Source organism: Microvirga subterranea, assembly GCF_003350535.1.
GTDB lineage: Bacteria > Pseudomonadota > Alphaproteobacteria > Rhizobiales > Beijerinckiaceae > Microvirga > Microvirga subterranea.
On the sequence record NZ_QQBB01000008.1, the window covers coordinates 44,206 to 62,193 of the forward strand.

Consider the following 17,988-nt stretch of genomic DNA (forward strand, 5'->3'; position numbering starts at 1 on the left):
CATGGCTGCCCAGGAAGGCTCCTCTCTGCCCGATTCCGCCAGACGATCTCCGTCGAAGGAACTGGTCACCCGGGTGGCTTCCGCCATCGTTCTCATTCCCCTCGCGCTGGTTGCCGCCTATCTGGGCGGGTGGGCCTTCGCCCTGTTCTGGCTCGCCGCCGGCATCGCCATGATGGTCGAATGGACCAACATGACCAAGGTCGAGCCCCTGCGCCCCGTGCAGGCGGTGTTCGGCATCGGCTTTGCGGTCCTGACCGTGCTCTTCATGACCGGTATGGGCTTCACTGCATCCGTCCTTGCCGGTATGGCCTTCCTGGTCGTCGGTACCCTCTTGGCGCGGGGCGGCACCGGCCGGCTCTGGGCGGCGACGGGCTTTCTCTATGCGGTCGTGATCGTGGTCGTGCCGCCGATCGTCCGCGAGCACCCCAATCTCGGGCTACTCGGCTTGCTCTGGATGTTCGCGGTAGTCTGGACGACCGATATCGCGGCCTATTTCACGGGCCGGTCTCTGGGCGGGCCGAAGCTTTGGCCGGCCGTCAGCCCCAAGAAGACCTGGTCGGGCTTCGGCGGAGGACTGGTCGCCGGCACCCTGGCGGGCTTCCTGGTCGCCTGGGGCGCCCAGGCTCTCGGTCTCGTGCACCCGTTCAGCCTGCGCAACACCATCATCCTGTCCGCAATCGCCTCGGTCGCAAGCCAATTGGGCGATCTCGGCGAATCTGCGCTCAAGCGCCATTGCGATGTGAAGGATTCGAGCCATCTTATTCCTGGGCACGGCGGCGTCATGGATCGCCTCGACGGTTTCTGGGCCGTTGCCCTCATCATGGGCCTCGTTCTCCTCATCATCCAACTGGCAGCCTGAGCGTATGACACGATCCCTGACCATCCTCGGCGCGACGGGATCCATCGGGCGCTCGACCGCCGACGTGGTGCTGGCTCATCGCGACGAGTTCCGGGTCGAGGCCGTCGTCGGTGGCCGGGATGCGGAGGCGCTCGCCAAGGTCGCCCGCAAGCTGGGCGCAAGGTTCGCGGCCCTGGCGGACGAGAAAGCGGGTTCCGACCTGAAGGGGGCGCTCTCGGGGACCGGGATTGCCGGCGGCGCCGGGAGCAGCGCCGTGATCGAGGCGGCCGAGCGGGATGCGGAGCTGGTTCTCGCGGCTATCAGCGGCACCGCGGGCCTGCGCCCGACCCATGCGGCCTTGAAGCCGGGGAGGCGGCTGGCGCTCGCCAACAAGGAAAGCCTCGTGTGCGCCGGTGCTGCCTTCATGGCGGACGCGAACCGCTTGGGCGTCACGATCATGCCGGTCGATTCCGAGCACAATGCCCTCGACCAGGCCCTCGCGGCAGGCCGGAACGGGGATGTGGAGAAGGCGGTCATCACCGCTTCAGGCGGCCCGTTCCGCACCTGGACGCGGGAGCGGATCGCCCAGGCGAGCCCAGCGGAAGCCTCTGCCCATCCGGTCTGGTCCATGGGCAACAAGATCAACATCGACTCGGCCACCCTGATGAACAAGGGGCTGGAGCTGATCGAGGCCCACCACCTGTTCGGGCTCGAGCCCGACCGGCTCGACGTGCTCGTCCATCCGGAATCGATTGTCCACGGGCTCGTTCAGTGGAGCGACGGCGCCGTCACGGCGGGGCTCGCCCTGCCGGACATGAAGGTCCCCATCGCCAATGCCCTGCGGCATCATGAGCGGCTGCCCATGGACCTGCCGCGTCTCGATCTTGCCGCGATTGGGCGCTTAACCTTCGAGCAGCCGGACGAGACCCGTTTCCCGTGTCTCGCCCTTGCCAGAGCCGCGCTTCGCGCCGGCGGAGCGATGCCGGTGGTGCTGAATGCGGCGAACGAGATCGCCGTCGAGGCCTTCATGACCGGACGTATCGGATTCTACGGGATTTCCGAATGCGTTGAGACTGTCTGCTCGACGTTTTTGAAAAGAAACAATATGACTGTTCCGGCGACCGTCCTTGATGCTTTGGCGATCGATGAGGAGGCGCGGGACATGGCCCGGCAGGTGCTTTCCGGCCCGGCCGAGGCGAAGCCGCTCCTCGGAGCAGGAAAGAGACGATAATGGACTTGCTTGCAACGATCACAGGCGCGACGGGGTCCCTGTTCCTGACCCTGATCTCCTTCCTGGTGGTGCTCACCGTCGTGGTGTTCTTCCATGAACTCGGCCATTTCTGGGTCGGCCGCCGCTGCGGCGTCGGCGTGACCGCCTTCTCGGTCGGGTTCGGGCCGGAACTCTTCGGATGGACCGACCGGCACGGCACCCGTTGGAAGCTCTCGGCGATCCCACTCGGCGGCTACGTGAAATTCGTGGGCGACCTCAATGCCGCCAGCGTTCCGAATGCCGACCAGATGCAGGAGATGTCGCCGGAGGAGCGGGCCGTCAGCTTCCCGCACCAGAACGTGGCGAAGCGCGCCGCCATCGTGGCGGCCGGGCCGATCGCGAACTTCATTCTGGCAATCGCGATCTTCGCGGGCTTCAACTACTTCAGCGGCCGTCAGGTCCTCGAGCCCCGAATCGAGGCGGTCCAGACGGGAAGCGCCGCCGAGAAGGCCGGCTTCCAGCCCAAGGACCTGATCGTCGCCATCGACGGCAAGCGAATCGAGACCTTTGCCGACATGCAGCTCCTCGTCAGCTCCAGCGCCGGCGAGAGCCTGTCCTTCACCGTCGATCGGGGAGGCCAGACAGTCGCGCTGAGCGCTGTCCCCAACTTTGTCGAGCGCACGACGCCGTTCGGCAAGCAGCGCATCGGGCTCCTTGGAGTCGAGGCGTCCAAGGACCCCTCGGCCATCAAGCGCATCTCCTATTCGCCCTGGGGGGCGATCAAGGCCGGTGCGGTCGAGACCTGGAATCTCGTCGACCGGACCCTGAACTTCTTGCGCCGCCTCGTGATGGGCTGGGAATCGGCCGACCAGCTCTCGGGCCCGATCGGGATCGCGAGGGCTTCTGGTACGGCATTTGATGTCGGGGGCGTCTACAGCTTGGTCAGCCTGATCGGCTTCATGTCCGTCTCGATAGGCCTCATTAACCTTTTTCCCATTCCGTTGCTGGATGGCGGGCACCTTTTGTTCTACGCCATCGAGGCCGTTCGCGGTCGCCCCTTGAGCGAGAAAGCCCAGGAAATCGGCTTTAGAATCGGCTTCGCAATCGTTGGAATGCTTATGCTTTTTGCCACTTGGAATGATCTTGTTCACCTTGGGACAAGTTTCATGGCCAAGGGTACGTGACACGAACGCCACGCCCGTTAAAAATGCTACTGTGTTGGGGAAAGCGCCGTTTGCAATGACGGCGAAAGTTTGTACAAGCGGTACCGCACCGATAAGGTTGGGGCACGTATTCCCAGCCGGCGGGGGAACCCGCGATGGACAGATATAAAGAACGGGCCAGTTGATGATGTCGACGACCACGCCACGCCGGAGGAAACCGGCTGCCACCGCAGTGATCGCAATGAGCGCGCTGATGGCTGGGATCACCGCAGCCGATACGGCCTTCGCTCAGCAGGGCCGCCGCGCTGCCGCCGCTCAGGGGCCGATCGTCAACCGTGTTGTCATCGAGGGCAACAAGCGGGTCGAGAAGGGCATGATCGAGGGCGACCTCCAGGTCCGCGCCCGTGCTCCCTACAACCAAGCGACCGTCGATGCCGACGTTCAGCGCATTCTCCAGGTCTACCAGCGCTCCGGCCGCGGCCTGGCCCAGGTGACGCCGCGGATCGTCGATCTTCCGAACGGCACCGTCGACGTGGTCTACACGATCAACGAGGGCGACAAGACGGGCGTGAAGGAAATCCGCTTCGTCGGCAACAGCCAGATCTCGTCGAGCCGCCTGCGCGGAATCATGACGACGACCGAGACGAACATCCTGAGCTTCCTCAAGACCTCGGACGTTTACGACCCGGATCGCATCGCGAACGATCTCGAGCTGATCCGCCGCTACTACCTCAAGAACGGCTATGCGGACTTCCGCGTCGTCTCCAGCGACGTCACGTTCGATCCGAATGCCGGCGGCTACATCGTGACCATCGCGGTCGAGGAAGGTCCTCAGTATCGCGTCGGAAGCGTCAACGTCGATTCGCGCATTCCCGAGATCACGTCCGAGTCGGTCGCGGGCAGCGTCGCCACCTCGGCGGGCTCCGTCTACAATGCGGACTCGGTCGAGCGGTCGCTCCAGAACATCACTACGAGCGTCAACCGTCGCGGCTATTCCTTCGCTCAGGTTCGTCCGGTCGGCACCCGTGATCCGGCGAGCCAGACGATCAACATCGGCTACGTGATCGAAGAGGGTCCGCGGGTTTACATCGAGCGCATCAACGTGCGCGGCAACTCCCGCACCCGCGACTACGTCATCCGCCGCGAGTTCGATCTCGGCGAGGGCGACGCCTACAACAAGGTGCTGCTCGACCGCGCGGAGCGTCGTCTCAACAACCTCGGCTACTTCAAGCGGGTCCGGATCTCGAACGAGCCCGGTTCCGCGCCCGACCGCGTGGTCGTGAACGTGGACGTGGAGGATCAGTCCACCGGCGCCTTCTCGATCTCCGGTGGCTACTCGACGGCCGATGGCTTCATCGGCGAGGTTGCGGTCAGCGAGTCGAACTTCCTCGGTCGTGGCCAGTTCGTCCGCGTCGCGGGCCAGCTCGGCGAGCGCACGAACGGCATCGACTTCTCGTTCACCGAGCCGTACTTCCTCGGCTACCGGATGTCGGCCGGCATCGACCTGTTCTCGAAGTTCAGCGACCAGACCAAGTACTCGCGCTACGAGAACCGCGTCACCGGCGGTCAGCTCCGCCTCGGCCTGCCGTTCACGGAAGAGTTCACGCTGACCCTGCGTTACTCGCTGTTCCAGCAGGATCTTGAGATCCCGAACGACTACAAGCAGCCCTACAACGACTGCTCGGTTCCGTTGCCTGGCTATACGCAGATCAACCCGGCCGGCACCCCCGGTGCGGGCCTGCCGAACCGCTTCTTCTGCGAAGGCAACGGCGAGGCGTCGCTGGCGATCAAGGAATCGCAGGGCAAGACCCTGACCTCGCTCGCCGGTCTGACCTTCAACTACAACACCCTCGACAACGTGAAGGATCCGCGCAACGGGTTCTATGCCGAAGCGAAGACCGACTTTGCCGGTCTCGGCGGTGACTCCCATTATTTCCGCGCCACCGGAGATGCGCGCTACTACCGCGAGCTGTTCGAGGATGTTGTCGGTATCGCCCGTGTCCAGGCTGGCCACATCATGGGCTTCGGCGACAATGGCAACGGCACGAGCTCCGGCGGCAACCTGCGCATCGTGGATCAGTTCTTCATGGGCCCGTCGCTGGTCCGCGGCTTCGCCACCAACGGCATCGGCCCGCGCGACATCTCAAGCCTGGATTCGCGTGCCAACGCCATCGGCGGTACCACCTATTTCGGCGGTACGCTTGAGGTGCAGTTCCCGATCTTCGGCCTGCCGCGGGATCTCGGCCTGAAGGGTGCCGTGTTCGCCGATGCCGGTACGCTCTATGGCTACGAAGGGCCGACCCGGTTCGACACCACGGGCAGCGGCAGCATTCTGGATCCGATCGCTCCCTGCGTGCAGAACCCGAACGTTCCGCAGAACTGCATCAATGTGCTGGACAGCAAGAAGATCCGCTCGTCGGTCGGCGCATCGCTCCTGTGGAGCTCGCCGCTTGGCCCGATCCGCTTCGACTACGCCTTCGCGCTCTCGAAGGAAGAGGGCATCGTTGGACCGGATGGCGTCCGGATCGGCGGCGACCGGACCCAGGCCTTCCGCTTCTCGGGTGGCACACGCTTCTAACGATTGGAGAGGGCGCCGCGAAGGCGCCCTCGCTTTTGGTTCATGACAGACACGACTTTCTTCCCGCAGAGCCAGGCGCTTACCTTGCGTCAGGTAGCGGAGATGGCGAATGCAGCACTCCCCGACGGCGTCGACGGGGAGTTTTTGCTTCATGGGGTTGCGCCCCTGGAAACCGCCGGTCCGCAGGACCTGGCCTATATGGACAACGCCTCCTATGTCGGGGCGCTGGGCACCACGAAGGCCGCCGCCTGCCTCGTCACGCCGCGCTTCGCCGCCAAGGTGCCGGCGACGACGGTTGCTCTCGTCACACCGCAAGCCTATCGGGTCTTCGCGCAGGTGCTGGCGCGGCTCTTTCCGTCGGCCATGCGGCCCGAATCGTCCTTCGCGGCGACCGGAATCTCGCCCGGTTCCTTCGTTCATCCGTCCGCTCGGCTTGAGCATGGGGTCAAGGTCGATCCCGGCGCCGTGATCGGTCCCTATGCGGAGATCGGAGCGGGGACGCTCGTCGGAGCCCATTCGGTCATCGGAGCTCATGTGCGGATCGGGCGGGACTGCACGATCGCACCCCACGTGAGCGTCTCCTACGCCTTCATCGGCAACCGCGTCATCCTTCATCCCGGCGTGCGGGTGGGGCAGGACGGGTTCGGCTTCGCCATGGGGCCGCAGGGCCACCTCAAGGTGCCGCAGGTCGGCCGTGTGATCATCCAGGACGACGTGGAGATCGGCGCCAACTCGACCGTGGACCGCGGGGCGAGCCGCGATACGGTGATCGGCGAGGGCACCAAGATCGACAATCTGGTGCAGATCGCCCACAACGTGGTGATCGGCCGACATTGCGTGATTGTGGCCCAGGTCGGCATCGCTGGCTCGACCACCATCGAGGACTACGTGGCCCTTGGTGGACAGGTGGCCGTGAAGGGGCACGTCCGGGTCGGCATGGGGGCTCAGATTGCGGCCACGAGCGCCGTCAATGGCGATGTCCCGGCCGGCGCACGCTGGGGCGGCATCCCGGCCCGTCCCGTCCGCGAGTGGTTCCGTGAGATCACCGCCCTGAAAAAACTTGCATCGCACGGCGATTCCAGCGATTCCGCCAGGGACGATGGCGCGTCTTCCTGAGAAGACGCTCGCGCAGCATCCGGAGTGAACGTCATGTCAGAAGCGACCGCTACGCTTCAAACCGCCGATATCATGCAGATCCTGGATCTGCTGCCCCATCGCTATCCCTTCCTGCTCGTGGACAAGATCATCGAGATCGACGGTGACAATTCCTGCATCGGCATCAAGAACGTGACCTTCAACGAGCCGCAGTTCACGGGCCATTTCCCGTCCCGGCCGATCTTCCCGGGCGTTTTCCTGATTGAGGCCATGGCCCAGACCGCCGGCGCCATCTGCGTGAAGGCGAAGATGGCCCAGCAGGAAAAGCCCAAGCAGGTTTTCTTCATGACCATCGACAAGGTGAAGTTCCGCAAGCCCGTCGAGCCGGGCGACCGGGTCGAGTTCCACATGAAGAAGCTCAACAACCGGCGCAACATGTGGTGGTACAAGGGCGAGGCTAAGGTGGACGGCAACCTCGTCTGCGAGGCGGAGGTCAGCGCCATGCTGGTGACCGACTGATGGAAACCGTGATCCATCCCAGCGCCGTGATCGAGGACGGCGCGAAGATCGGCGCCGGCGTGAAGATCGGTCCGTTCTGCACCGTCGGCCCGGAGGTCGAGCTCGGCGAGGGCTGCCAGCTCATGAGCCATGTGGCCGTTGCCGGGCACACCGCGGTCGGTCCGCGCACGCGCATCTTCCCCTTCGCGTCCATTGGACATATCCCGCAGGACCTGAAGTACAAGGGCGAGGCCTCGACCCTGACGATCGGGGCGGATTGCATGATCCGCGAGGGCGTGACCATGAATCCCGGCACCGAAGGCGGCGGCCTCAAGACCGTCATCGGCGACCGTTGCGCCTTCCTGGCGAATTCCCATGTCGGGCACGACACGAAGGTTGGGAACGACTGCATCCTGTCGAACAACGTCATGCTCGCGGGCCACGTGACCGTTGGCGATTTCGTGATCTTCGGCGGCGGTTCGGCGGTCATCCAGTTCGCCCGCGTCGGCTCCCATGCCTTCGTCGGCGGCATGTCGGGGCTCGAGAACGACCTCATCCCCTACGGCATGGCCATGGGAAACCGTGCGCACCTCGCCGGGCTCAACATCATCGGGTTGCGCCGCCGCGGCTTCACCCGCGAGCAGATTCACGACATCCGCCGCGCCTACCGGCTGCTCTTCGCCGACGAGGGCACGTTGTCGGAGCGGGTCGAGGACGTGGCCGAGGAGTTCTCGAACCACCCCTTCGTCCACGAGATCCTCGACTTCATCCGGGACGGCAAGGATCGGTCGATCTGCACGCCGCGGGATCCCGTCGGGACGGCCTGATGACGGCGGACGGCCCGATCGCGATCATCGCCGGGTCCGGGCAGCTTCCCATCCAGCTCGTGAAGCACCTGGAGGAGACCGGGCAGAACTACCGTGTCCTTGCGTTCCGGGGCTTCGCGGCGCCGGAGCTGCGCCGGCACGCGCATGCGACCGCGGATCTCCTCGATCTCAAGACCATCATGGGCGTCCTGGAAGGGTGGCGACCCCGGGCCGTGTCCCTCGTGGGCGCAGTGCGGCGTCCCGGCTTCTCGGCGCTCCTTGGGGCTTATTCGCTCCTGCGCAACATGCAGGAGGTGAAGGAAGTCATCGCCCGCGGCGATGATCAGGTGCTGCGTGGCGCCGTGATGCTGCTGGAAGAGCGCGGCCACCGGGTGGTCGGAGCGCACGAGCTTGCGCCGGGGCTCGTCGCCCCGCCGACCCTGACAGGAAAGCTCGACCCCCAGGAAGACGACCGGCAGGCCATCTCGGTCGGCCTCGATCTCCTTCACTCCCTCTCGGCCTTCGACATCGGTCAGGCGGCCATCGTCGCCCGCGAGCACGTGCTGGCCGTGGAAGGGCCGGAAGGCACGGACGGGATGCTGCGCCGCGTGAAAGGCCTGCGCCAGAGCTGGTTCGGCCTCCGGCGGCGGAAGGAGGGCGGGGTGCTGATCAAGGCTGCCAAACGAGGGCAGGACCTGCGCGTCGACATGCCGACCATCGGCCCCAGGACCGTCGTCGAAGCGGCCCAGGCCGGCCTCTCGGGGGTTGCGATCGGGGCGGGCTCGACCCTCGTGCTCGATCAGGAGAAGAGCCTCGCCACGGCGGACCGCCTTGGGCTCTTCCTCGTCGCCGTCGATCTGCCCTGGATGGAGCCGCATCGTGACTGAGAGCAAGCCGCTGGCGATCTGGATCGTCTCAGGCGAGGAATCGGGCGACCAGCTCGGCGCCAAGCTCATGCGCGGGCTAAAGGCGCGGCTTGGGGCGGAGCGCCTGCGCTTCGGCGGCGTGGGCGGCCACGCCATGGCGCGGGAGGGGCTGAAGAGCCTTTTTCCGCTCGAGGAAATCTCCGTCATGGGCTTCTCGGCCGTGATCGCGCGGCTGCCGACGATCCTGACGCGCATCCGGTTCACGGCCGATGCGGCCGTCGCCGCGAAGCCGGACCTCCTCGTCATCATCGACAGCCCTGATTTCACGCACCGGGTTGCCAAGGCTGTGCGCGCCCGTGCGCCCCAGATCCCAATCGTCGACTACGTCAGCCCCTCCGTCTGGGCCTGGAGGCCGGGCCGTGCGCCGAAGATGCGCGCCTATGTGGATCATCTCCTCGCCCTTTTGCCCTTCGAGCCTGCCGCGCATGAGCGTCTCGGCGGCCCGCCGACCACTTATGTCGGCCATCCCCTGATCGAACGCCTGGACGAGATCCGCCCGGGAGCCGGCGAAAGAGGGCAGGCGGGCGACATCCCCCTGAAGCTCCTCGTGCTGCCGGGCAGCCGACGCTCGGAGGTGAGCCGGCTCATGGAGCCGTTCGGGGAGACGCTGGCGCTACTCAAGCAGCGTTCGGCGCGCCCCTTCGAAGTGACCATTCCGGCCGTTTCCCATCTGGCGCACGAGATCAAGGAGCGTGCGGAGTCCTGGAGCGTGACGCCCCGGATTGTCGAGGGCGAGGCCGCCAAATGGGCCGCGTTCCGCCAAGCGGACGCGGCGCTTGCGGCGTCCGGCACCGTGACCCTCGAGCTCGGCCTCTCGGGCATCCCCATGGTGGTGGCTTACAGGGTGTCGAAGATCGAGGAAGTACTGAAATACCTCATCAAGGCGCCCTCGATCGTCCTGACGAACCTCGTGCTCGGCGAGAACGTCATTCCCGAGCTGATCCAGTGGGACTGCACGCCCGAGAAGCTGGCGGACGCGCTCCTCCCGCTCTTCGACGACACGCCGGAGCGGCGCAGGCAGCTCGCGGCCTTCGCCAAGCTCGACGAGCTGATGCGGATCGGCGGCGAGGCGCCGAGCGAGCGGGCTGCGAGAATTGTCGCCGAGGTGCTCGATTCCCGCGAGGCGGGTGCCTAGCGGCACATCGATCTTAACGAAGCGGTGCTATCGAGGTCCGATCAAGCGCTTGGACCCTGGCGACATGAACGCCCGAATTTTGCTGACGATCCTGCTCGCGACGAGTGCGGCTCCGGCAATCGCCGCCCCTCAGGCGCAGAATGGTGCGCCCGACGAGCTGCTCGGCGTCTTCGGTAGCAGCCGGGAGCAATGCGTGGCCTTCCATCGCAAGACGGACGACATCCACCGGTTCTCGAAGGACTACTATTCCTGGTGCAGCGGCAGCGGCTGTGAGGCCAAGGTCGTGAGCAGCAGGCGTACGCCGCAGGGCTACGTCCTGAAGTTCGCCAGTCCCGGCAATCCGGAGGGCTGGTCGATGCGGATCAAGCGCCTGCGTCCGGGCGTCTACCAGACCCGTCTCGACGATGGGGAGGAGCCGGAAACCCTGTCGCGCTGCCGTGACGAGGACATGGTCGCCGGCATCGGCATCGATCCCGGTTTTCCGCCCGGGTCCTTCAATGCGGTGAATGCGGCCTTCGCGTCGCTCAAGGCGGAGGTGAAGTCCTCCAACGCGGTCTTCTCCGCGCACTATGCCGTCGCGGTGACGAGGTATTGCCCTGAGCTGAAGCTCCAGCGCGAAGCGGCCGAGACGATCATCGACGCGGGGCGGCGAGGATGGCTCCAATTCGCCCAGGACAAGAAGCTCAGGCTGGCCCAAGGCTGGACCTATGAGCGCGAGGCGGACGACCACATCGACCGGGACAGGCGGCAGGCGGAAATGGCCGTCGAGGCGGATGCGACGGCAATCAAGGATTTCTGCCACCACGTACTCGACGCCTTCGGACCGCAGGGGCGGGTTATATCCGGCCTGCTGTCGCCGTGATGAACGTCCTGACGTGCCGACAAAGAAAAAGGGGCCCGTGAGGGCCCCTTCTCGCGCGTCTCGCGCTGCCGGCTCAGCCGCGCTGGGCGAGCGTCACGTATTCGCGCTTGGGCGAACCCGTGTAGAGCTGGCGCGGGCGGCCGATGCGCTGGGACGGGTCCTCGATCATCTCGCTCCACTGGGCGATCCAGCCGACCGTGCGGGCCAGCGCGAACAGCACCGTGAACATGGAGGTGGGGAAGCCCATCGCCTTGAGGGTGATGCCCGAATAAAAGTCGATGTTCGGGTAGAGCTTCTTCTCGATGAAGTACTCGTCCTTGAGGGCGATCTGCTCGAGCTCCACGGCGACGTCGAGGAGCGGATCGTCCTTGATGCCGAGCTCGTTGAGCACCTCGTGGGTGGTCTTCTGCATGATGCGGGCGCGCGGGTCGTAGTTCTTGTAGACCCGGTGGCCGAAGCCCATGAGGCGGAACGGATCGTTCTTGTCCTTGGCCTTGGCGATGTACTCCGGAATGCGCTCGGGCGTGCCGATCTCCTCCAGCATCTTCAGGGCCGCCTCGTTGGCGCCGCCATGGGCGGGACCCCAGAGGCAGGCGATGCCGGCTGCGATGCAGGCGAACGGGTTGGCGCCCGACGAGCCCGCGAGGCGCACGGTCGAGGTCGAGGCGTTCTGCTCGTGGTCGGCGTGCAGGATGAAGATCCGATCAAGCGCCCGCGAGAGCACCGGGTTGACCTTGTAATCCTCGGCCGGGACCGCAAAGCACATGCGCAGGAAGTTGGACGTGTAGTCCAGGTCGTTCTGCGGGTACACGAAGGGCTGCCCGATCGAGTACTTGTAGGCCATCGCCGCCAGTGTCGGCATCTTGGCGATCATCCGCATGGAGGCGACCATGCGCTGGTGCGGATCCGAGATGTCGGTCGAGTCGTGATAGAAGGCCGAGAGCGCGCCGACCGAGCCGACCATGACGGCCATCGGATGGGCGTCGCGGCGGAAGCCGGTGAAGAACCGGTTCATCTGGTCGTGCACCATGGTGTGGCGCGTGACGCGATAGTCGAAGTCGGCCTTCTGGGCCGCCGTCGGCAGCTCTCCGTACAGGAGAAGGTAGCAGGTCTCGAGGAAGTCGCCGTGCTCGGCGAGCTGCTCGATCGGGTAGCCGCGATAGAGCAGGATGCCCTTGTCGCCGTCGATATAGGTGATCTTCGACTCGCAGGCCGCCGTGGAGGTGAAGCCGGGGTCGTAGGTGAACATCCCGGTCTGCGCGTAGAGCTTCGAGATGTCGACGACACTCGGACCGATGGTGCCTTCTTTGACAGCCAGTTCCACCGACTTATCGTCAACGTTGAGCGTGGAGGTAGAACTCATGCGTCTTCGCCCTTTCAAAAAGGAGGCCGGGCATAACCTAGGGCAGCCTTGGATTCGGAGAAGGCCTCCGGACGGCCCAACCGATTTATGCCGGTCGGTAGGTGTGATGGGTCTCGGTAGCTTATCCGTATGGAGGGGGCAAGCACGTCTAAAGGCGAGATCCGCCCGCTATGCAGCGGGCGCATCCTTGAGCTGATCACGAAGGCGCAGCAAGGTTTCATCTCGGCCCAGCACGGCCATCACGTCGAACAGGCCCGGCGAGGTCGCCCGGCCGGTGAGCGCCGCGCGCAGGGGCTGTGCGACCTGCCCGAGCTTGGCGCCGATGGCCTCCGCGTGCTGGCGGACCACCGCCTCGACATTCGCGGCCGTCCATTCCGAGACGGCGTCGAGCTTCCCCTCGATGCCGGCGAGCCGTGCCTTCCCGTCCGCCAGCAGTCCCGCGGCCTTCTCGTCGAGGTGCAACGGCCGCTTGGCATAGAGGTAATAGGCGCTATCGAGGAGCTCCACGAGGGTCTTGGCGCGCTCCTTCAGGCCCGGCATGGCGGCGATCAGCTTCTCCCGCAGGGCGGGCGTGAAGGTGCGGCCGAGATGGTGCTCGTCGTTGTCGAGCTCAGGCAGCAGGTCCTCGAGCGCGCTGACCAGCCGCTCGTCGCTTGCCTGGCGCATGTAGTGGCCGTTCAGGTTCTCGAGCTTGGCGAAGTCGAAGCGCGCCGGCGAGCGGCCGATGCTCGACAGGTCGAAGGCGTCGATCATCTCCTGGGTGGAGAAGATCTCCTGGTCGCCATGGCTCCAGCCGAGGCGAACGAGATAGTTGCGCAGGGCCTCCGGCAGGTAGCCCATGCTGCGGTAGGCCTCGACGCCGAGGGCGCCGTGGCGCTTGGACAGCTTGGCGCCGTCCGGTCCGTGGATCAGCGGGATATGAGCCATCTTAGGCACGTCCCAGCCGAGCGCCTGATAGATCTGCGTCTGGCGCGCGCCGTTGGTGAGGTGATCGTCGCCACGGATGACGTGGGTGATGCCCATGTCGTGATCGTCGACAACGACGGCCAGCATGTAGGTCGGCGTGCCGTCCGAGCGCAGCAGCACGAGGTCGTCCAGGTCCTTGTTCTGCCAGACGACGCGGCCCTGCACCTCGTCCTCGACCACCGTCTCGCCCTCGGTGGGAGCCTTCAGGCGGATCACGGGCTTCACGCCGGCCGGGGCCTCGGACGGGTCGCGGTCGCGCCAGCGGCCGTCGTAGCGCATCGGCCGGCCCTCGCGGCGGGCGGTCTCGCGCATCTCCTCCAGCTCCTGCTGGGACGCGTAGCAGTAATAGGCGCGCCCCTGCGCCAGCAGGCTCTCGGCCACTTCCCGGTGGCGTGCGGCGCGGGAGAACTGGTAGACCACGTCGCCGTCCCAATCGAGGCCGAGCCATGTCAGCCCGTCCAGGATGGCCGCGATGGCGGCTTCCGTCGACCGTTCCCGATCCGTGTCCTCGATGCGCAGAAGCATCTTGCCGCCGTGTCGCTTGGCGTAAAGCCAGTTGAACAGGGCCGTGCGTCCACCACCGATATGCAGGAAGCCGGTGGGCGAGGGGGCAAAGCGGGTGACAACGGTCATGGGCTTGGAAACCTAAGGTGTAAGGATCACGCATGGGCCTATCGCCCATGACGGCAACTCATCCACAGGCGGGATTGGGCCGCGGCGTGTGCTCGTCTAACATGCAACCCACCCAGCGTTAAGCCGATAAGCAAAAACCAATGGCTGAGCACACTAGGGGGCGAGGGCGAACAACCGTGCGCGCGGTCGCGCGGGCCGTGGTGCTGCCCGGAACCTGGCCGGCCGCGCTCGACCTGGGACTGGTCGACGGCGAGCGCTGGCTGTCGCGCAATCTCGCAACCGAGATCGAGCAGAGGCGGCTCTTCCCCTGGATCCCGGTCTTCTTCGGCCTGGGCATCCTGCTGTTCTTCCAGGCGAAGGGCACGCCGGCTCTGTGGGCCCCTGCAGGCGCTCTGGCGCTCTGCATCGCCGGTGCCGTCGCTCTGCGCGGAAAGCCGTTCATCCTGGCCGTGATGATTGCGCTGTCGGCGCTCTTCGCAGGCTTCACGACGGGTGTGGTCCGCGCCCGGAGCGTCGCGGCTCCGGTTCTCGCCAAGGTCACCATCGCGCCGATCACCGGCTTCATCGAAACGGTGGAGGATCGTGAGGAAGGGAAGCGGGTGCTGGTGCGCGTGACGGACATCAAGGGACTTGCCGAAACGGAAAGGCCCCGTCTGGTGCGCCTGTCCGTTCGCAAAGGGGATGGCCTGTCCGCCGGGCAGTTCGTCGCCGGCACCGCTCGCCTGCTTTCGCCGCCGGAACCCGCTTGGCCGGGCGGCTACGACTTCGCACGGGATGCCTATTTCAAGGGCATCGGTGCGGTCGGATCCTTCACCGGGGCCGTGAAGCGGCTCGATCCCTCCGTGGCAGCCCCGCTGTCGCTGCGGGTCGCCGCCGGGATCGACGAGGCGCGCAATGCCCTGACCCAGCGGATCGCGACGGCCATCGGCGGAGCAGCCGGCGGCGTCGGAGCGGCGCTCGTGACGGGCAAGCGCGGCCTCATCCCCGAGGAGACCAATGATGTGCTGCGCGGGGCGGGGATCTATCACATCGTGTCCATCTCAGGGCTTCACATGGTCTTGGCGGCAGGCACGTTTTTCTGGCTCGTGCGCGCGCTCCTGGCGCTTGCGCCCGGGGCGGCGCTGCTCTGGCCGGTGAAGAAGATCGCCGCCGGCGTGGCCATGATCGGCGCGACGATCTACTGCGTCTTCTCGGGCTCCGATGTCGCCACGGTGCGGTCGCTCGTGATGACCCTGGTCATGTTCGGCGCCGTGCTGGTGGACCGGCCGGCGCTCAGCATCCGCAATCTCTCGATTGCGGCCGTCATCGTCCTTGCTCGCGAGCCGGAGGCGCTGCTCGGCCCGAGCTTCCAGATGTCGTTCGGAGCGGTGGCGGGCATGATGGGGCTCCTGCCGCTCCTGCAGTGGAAGCGGGCGGAGGGGCGGGCGGAGACGCTTCTCGACCAAGGCCTGCGCTGGATCTTTCATGCGGTGACGGGGCTCATCGCCACCACCCTGGTGGCAAGCCTCGCCACGGCGCCCTTCGCGGCCTATCACTTCCAGACCCTGAACCCCTACGGCCTCGTCGGCAATGCACTCGCCCTGCCGCTCGTCTCGCTGGTGGTGATGCCGGCCGCCGTGCTGGGCGTGCTGAGCTATCCCTTCGGCCTCGATGGGCCGGTCTGGCGGCTGATGGGCTGGGCCGTGGCTCGGGTGATCGAGGTGTCCGGCTGGGTCGGCGGCATTGGCGGGTCGACCCTCGTGGTTCCCGCGCTGGGCGTGGGTGCGCTGGGCCTGCTCAGCCTCGCACTCCTGATCGTGGCGCTTTCGATCTCTTCGTTCCGATGGCTGGCTTTGCTTCCGGCTGGGATCGGGCTCGCGCTCGCGGCCGATCCCAGCCGGTTCGACGTCTATATCGACCGCGAGGGGGGCGGGGCGGCCATCCGCCATGCAGGCGGTCAGTTGAGCCTCGTCGGGCGGCCTTCCGCCTTCGTCGTCGAGCAGTGGTTGCGGGCGGACGGGGATGCGAGGGCGGCGGACGATCCGAGCTTGAGGCGTGATGCGCGCTGTGATCCGCAGGGCTGTGTGGTGGAGATGCGGGTAGGGCATCACGTGGCCTACGTTCAGGACGTCGCTGCCTTCGAGGAGGATTGCCGCCGGGCATCCGTCGTCATCACGCGGCTGAAGGCGCCGCCTGGCTGCAACGCCGCCCTCGTCCTCGATCGGGAGGCGCTTCTCGCCCGCGGCGCGACCGCGATCCGCTTCGGGCCGAAGGCCATCGAAATCCGCTCCGTGCGCAGAGGCAGCGAGGCGATGGCCTGGAGCGAGCGGAGAACGGGTGAAACCGCAGACCCTCCAAAAGAAAACGGGCCGCGTCGTGCGCGGCCCGTTCCCGAACAGGATCTTCCGGAGGACGATTTCAGTAGCGGCGAACCAGACTGACCAGCTTGCCCTGGATCTTGACCCGGTCGGGGCCGAGCACGCGGGTCTCATAGGACTGGTTGGCGGCCTCGAGCGCGATGGAGGAGCCGCGGCGGCGGAAGCGCTTGAGGGTCGCCTCCTCGTCGTCGATCAGCGCCACGATAATGTCGCCCGTGTTGGCAGTGTCCTGCTTGCGGATGACCACCAGGTCGCCGTCGAGAATGCCGGCCTCGACCATCGAATCCCCCCGAACCTCCAGGGCGTAGTGCTCGCCTTGGGTCAGGAAGTCGTGCGAGAGGGTGATGGAATGGCTCGGGTTCTGGATGGCGGAGATCGGCACACCGGCGGCGATCCGACCCATGACGGGAATCGACACGTCGCGGGTCTTTTCCTCCACCGGAGCGGGCGCCGGCGCCTTGGCCTTGGCGGCCAGACCGCCCTCGACCACGCTCGGGGTGAACCGGCGCTGCGTCGCCGCGCCGCCGACCGTATCGGGCAGGCGCAGCACCTCAAGCGCACGGGCGCGATTCGGGAGGCGACGGATAAATCCACGCTCCTCCAGCGCCGTGATGAGGCGGTGGATGCCGGATTTCGACTTGAGATCGAGCGCATCCTTCATCTCGTCGAAGGATGGCGGAATCCCGGTCTCACGCAGCCGCTCATGGATGAAGCGGAGCAATTCGTGCTGTTTACGCGTCAGCATGGCTGGCCCTTACTGCTCCGCGGGGGAGCGATTCTGAAACAAAGCGAGAACAGGGTAACTGTTCTTGCTGTGTTCTGCAAGTGCAAGGTCAAGCTGATCTGTGCCGGTTTTGATTTCCCGCACTCGGCCCTTAGTCTTAAGGGCCTTGCAGAAGGCCGGAGGCGCCCGTGCTCGAAACCTATCTTATCACTCTTGCGGGCATCGTGCTCGGGCAGATCGCGCCCGGCCCGAATCTCCTGGCGGTCGCCGGCGCTGCGCTCGGCCAGGGTCGACGGGCCGCGTTCTTCCTGGCGCTCGGCGTCTCCAGCGCCATCTTCGTCTGGGTGACGGTTGCGGCATTCGGCCTGGCGGCTCTCCTGGCCGTCTATCCGTCCCTTCTCACTATCATGAAGTTCATCGGCGGCGGCTATCTCTGCTTTCTCGCCCTTAGGTCGCTCGTTGCCGCGTGGCGCGGGGGCGATCCCAGCTTCCGGGCGAGCCGGACCGAGTGGACGCCCCTGAGCGCCTGGCGTCGCGGGCTCCTTGTGAACCTGACCAATCCAAAATCCGCCCTGATGTGGAGCGCCGTGACGACATTTCTCTACGGCAGCGGCCTGTCGGCTCCGCAGGTGCTCGGATTCGCTCCGACCGGGTTCGTATCGGCCCTGATCGTCTACGGGATCTACGGCACCCTGTTCTCCACCGGCGTCGCCCAGCGCGCCTATGCGCGATTCGCTCGTGTCGTCGAGGCCTTGTTCGGACTTGCCTTCGGGGCGCTCGGCGGAAAGCTCGTCGCGGATGCGGTGGGGGAGATCAGCGCAAAATAGGGGGAAA

General features: G+C 66.0%; 15 protein-coding genes. 12 read left to right on the plus strand and 3 right to left on the minus strand.

All coding sequences use genetic code 11. The features are described 5' to 3' along the window. The first annotated feature begins 1 nt into the window (after position 1). The 10 genes from DES45_RS19210 to DES45_RS19255 all read left to right on the plus strand — a co-directional run bounded on the left by DES45_RS19210 (position 2) and on the right by DES45_RS19255 (position 11,111). Positions 2-859, plus strand: a complete 858-nt coding sequence (locus DES45_RS19210) for a phosphatidate cytidylyltransferase (RefSeq protein WP_114771660.1) — start codon at positions 2-4, stop codon at positions 857-859. 4 nt (positions 860-863) lie between these two features. Continuing rightward, positions 864-2,069 (plus strand): 1-deoxy-D-xylulose-5-phosphate reductoisomerase, encoded by a 1,206-nt coding sequence (gene dxr / locus DES45_RS19215; protein WP_114771661.1) that lies wholly within the window; start codon positions 864-866, stop codon positions 2,067-2,069. Continuing rightward, a complete protein-coding gene (gene rseP, locus DES45_RS19220; protein ID WP_114771662.1) occupies positions 2,069-3,232 on the plus strand; it encodes an RIP metalloprotease RseP in 1,164 nt (387 codons plus the stop codon). Before dxr ends, rseP begins: the two co-directional genes overlap by 1 nt. Before the next feature lie 163 nt (positions 3,233-3,395). After that, positions 3,396-5,789, plus strand: a complete 2,394-nt coding sequence (gene bamA / locus DES45_RS19225; protein ID WP_114771663.1) for an outer membrane protein assembly factor BamA — start codon at positions 3,396-3,398, stop codon at positions 5,787-5,789. Between the two features lie 42 nt (positions 5,790-5,831). Continuing rightward, positions 5,832-6,905, plus strand: coding sequence for a UDP-3-O-(3-hydroxymyristoyl)glucosamine N-acyltransferase (gene lpxD / locus DES45_RS19230; RefSeq protein WP_114771664.1), 1,074 nt, complete (start codon positions 5,832-5,834; stop codon positions 6,903-6,905). Positions 6,906-6,938: 33 nt separating this feature from the next. After that, positions 6,939-7,403, plus strand: a complete 465-nt coding sequence (fabZ, locus tag DES45_RS19235; RefSeq protein WP_114771665.1) for a 3-hydroxyacyl-ACP dehydratase FabZ — start codon at positions 6,939-6,941, stop codon at positions 7,401-7,403. Beyond that, the gene (gene lpxA / locus DES45_RS19240; RefSeq protein ID WP_114771666.1) at positions 7,403-8,209 is read left to right on the plus strand and encodes an acyl-ACP--UDP-N-acetylglucosamine O-acyltransferase; all 807 of its coding nucleotides are present in this window, start codon (positions 7,403-7,405) and stop codon (positions 8,207-8,209) included. Before fabZ ends, lpxA begins: the two co-directional genes overlap by 1 nt. After that, positions 8,209-9,075: an LpxI family protein gene (locus DES45_RS19245; RefSeq protein WP_114771667.1), complete on the plus strand. Its 867-nt coding sequence runs from the start codon at positions 8,209-8,211 to the stop codon at positions 9,073-9,075. Before lpxA ends, DES45_RS19245 begins: the two co-directional genes overlap by 1 nt. Beyond that, the gene (gene lpxB / locus DES45_RS19250; RefSeq protein ID WP_114771668.1) at positions 9,068-10,249 is read left to right on the plus strand and encodes a lipid-A-disaccharide synthase; all 1,182 of its coding nucleotides are present in this window, start codon (positions 9,068-9,070) and stop codon (positions 10,247-10,249) included. The genes DES45_RS19245 and lpxB overlap by 8 nt, the downstream gene beginning before the upstream one ends. 64 nt (positions 10,250-10,313) lie before the next feature. After that, on the plus strand, positions 10,314-11,111 hold the full coding sequence (locus DES45_RS19255) for a DUF4113 domain-containing protein (protein ID WP_147282451.1): 798 nt from the start codon (positions 10,314-10,316) through the stop codon (positions 11,109-11,111). A 73-nt stretch (positions 11,112-11,184) separates the two neighbouring features. Here DES45_RS19255 and gltA read toward each other — a convergent pair whose 3' ends face one another. Together gltA and gltX are read right to left on the minus strand one after the other, a co-directional pair. Then, on the minus strand, positions 11,185-12,474 hold the full coding sequence (gltA, locus tag DES45_RS19260) for a citrate synthase (RefSeq protein WP_114771670.1): 1,290 nt from the start codon (positions 12,472-12,474) through the stop codon (positions 11,185-11,187). Between the two features lie 168 nt (positions 12,475-12,642). Next, positions 12,643-14,073 carry a glutamate--tRNA ligase gene (gene gltX / locus DES45_RS19265; protein ID WP_114771671.1) on the minus strand — a complete coding sequence of 477 codons (1,431 nt, stop codon included), beginning with the start codon at positions 14,071-14,073 and terminating at the stop codon, positions 12,643-12,645. Between the two features lie 140 nt (positions 14,074-14,213). Between gltX and DES45_RS19270 the strand changes: the two genes are divergently transcribed. Then, complete coding sequence (locus DES45_RS19270; protein WP_114771672.1) at positions 14,214-16,493, plus strand: ComEC/Rec2 family competence protein; 2,280 nt, start codon at positions 14,214-14,216, stop codon at positions 16,491-16,493. Here DES45_RS19270 and lexA read toward each other — a convergent pair. Further along, a complete protein-coding gene (gene lexA / locus DES45_RS19275) occupies positions 16,471-17,175 on the minus strand; it encodes a transcriptional repressor LexA (protein ID WP_114771673.1) in 705 nt (234 codons plus the stop codon). The two genes, DES45_RS19270 and lexA, sit on opposite strands and share 23 nt — an antisense overlap. A 167-nt stretch (positions 17,176-17,342) precedes the next feature. On the opposite strand from lexA, the gene DES45_RS19280 reads away from it, so the two are divergent. Beyond that, entirely contained in the window at positions 17,343-17,981 is a 639-nt protein-coding gene (locus tag DES45_RS19280) for a LysE family translocator (protein WP_114771674.1), read from the plus strand. Positions 17,982-17,988 lie beyond the last annotated feature (7 nt).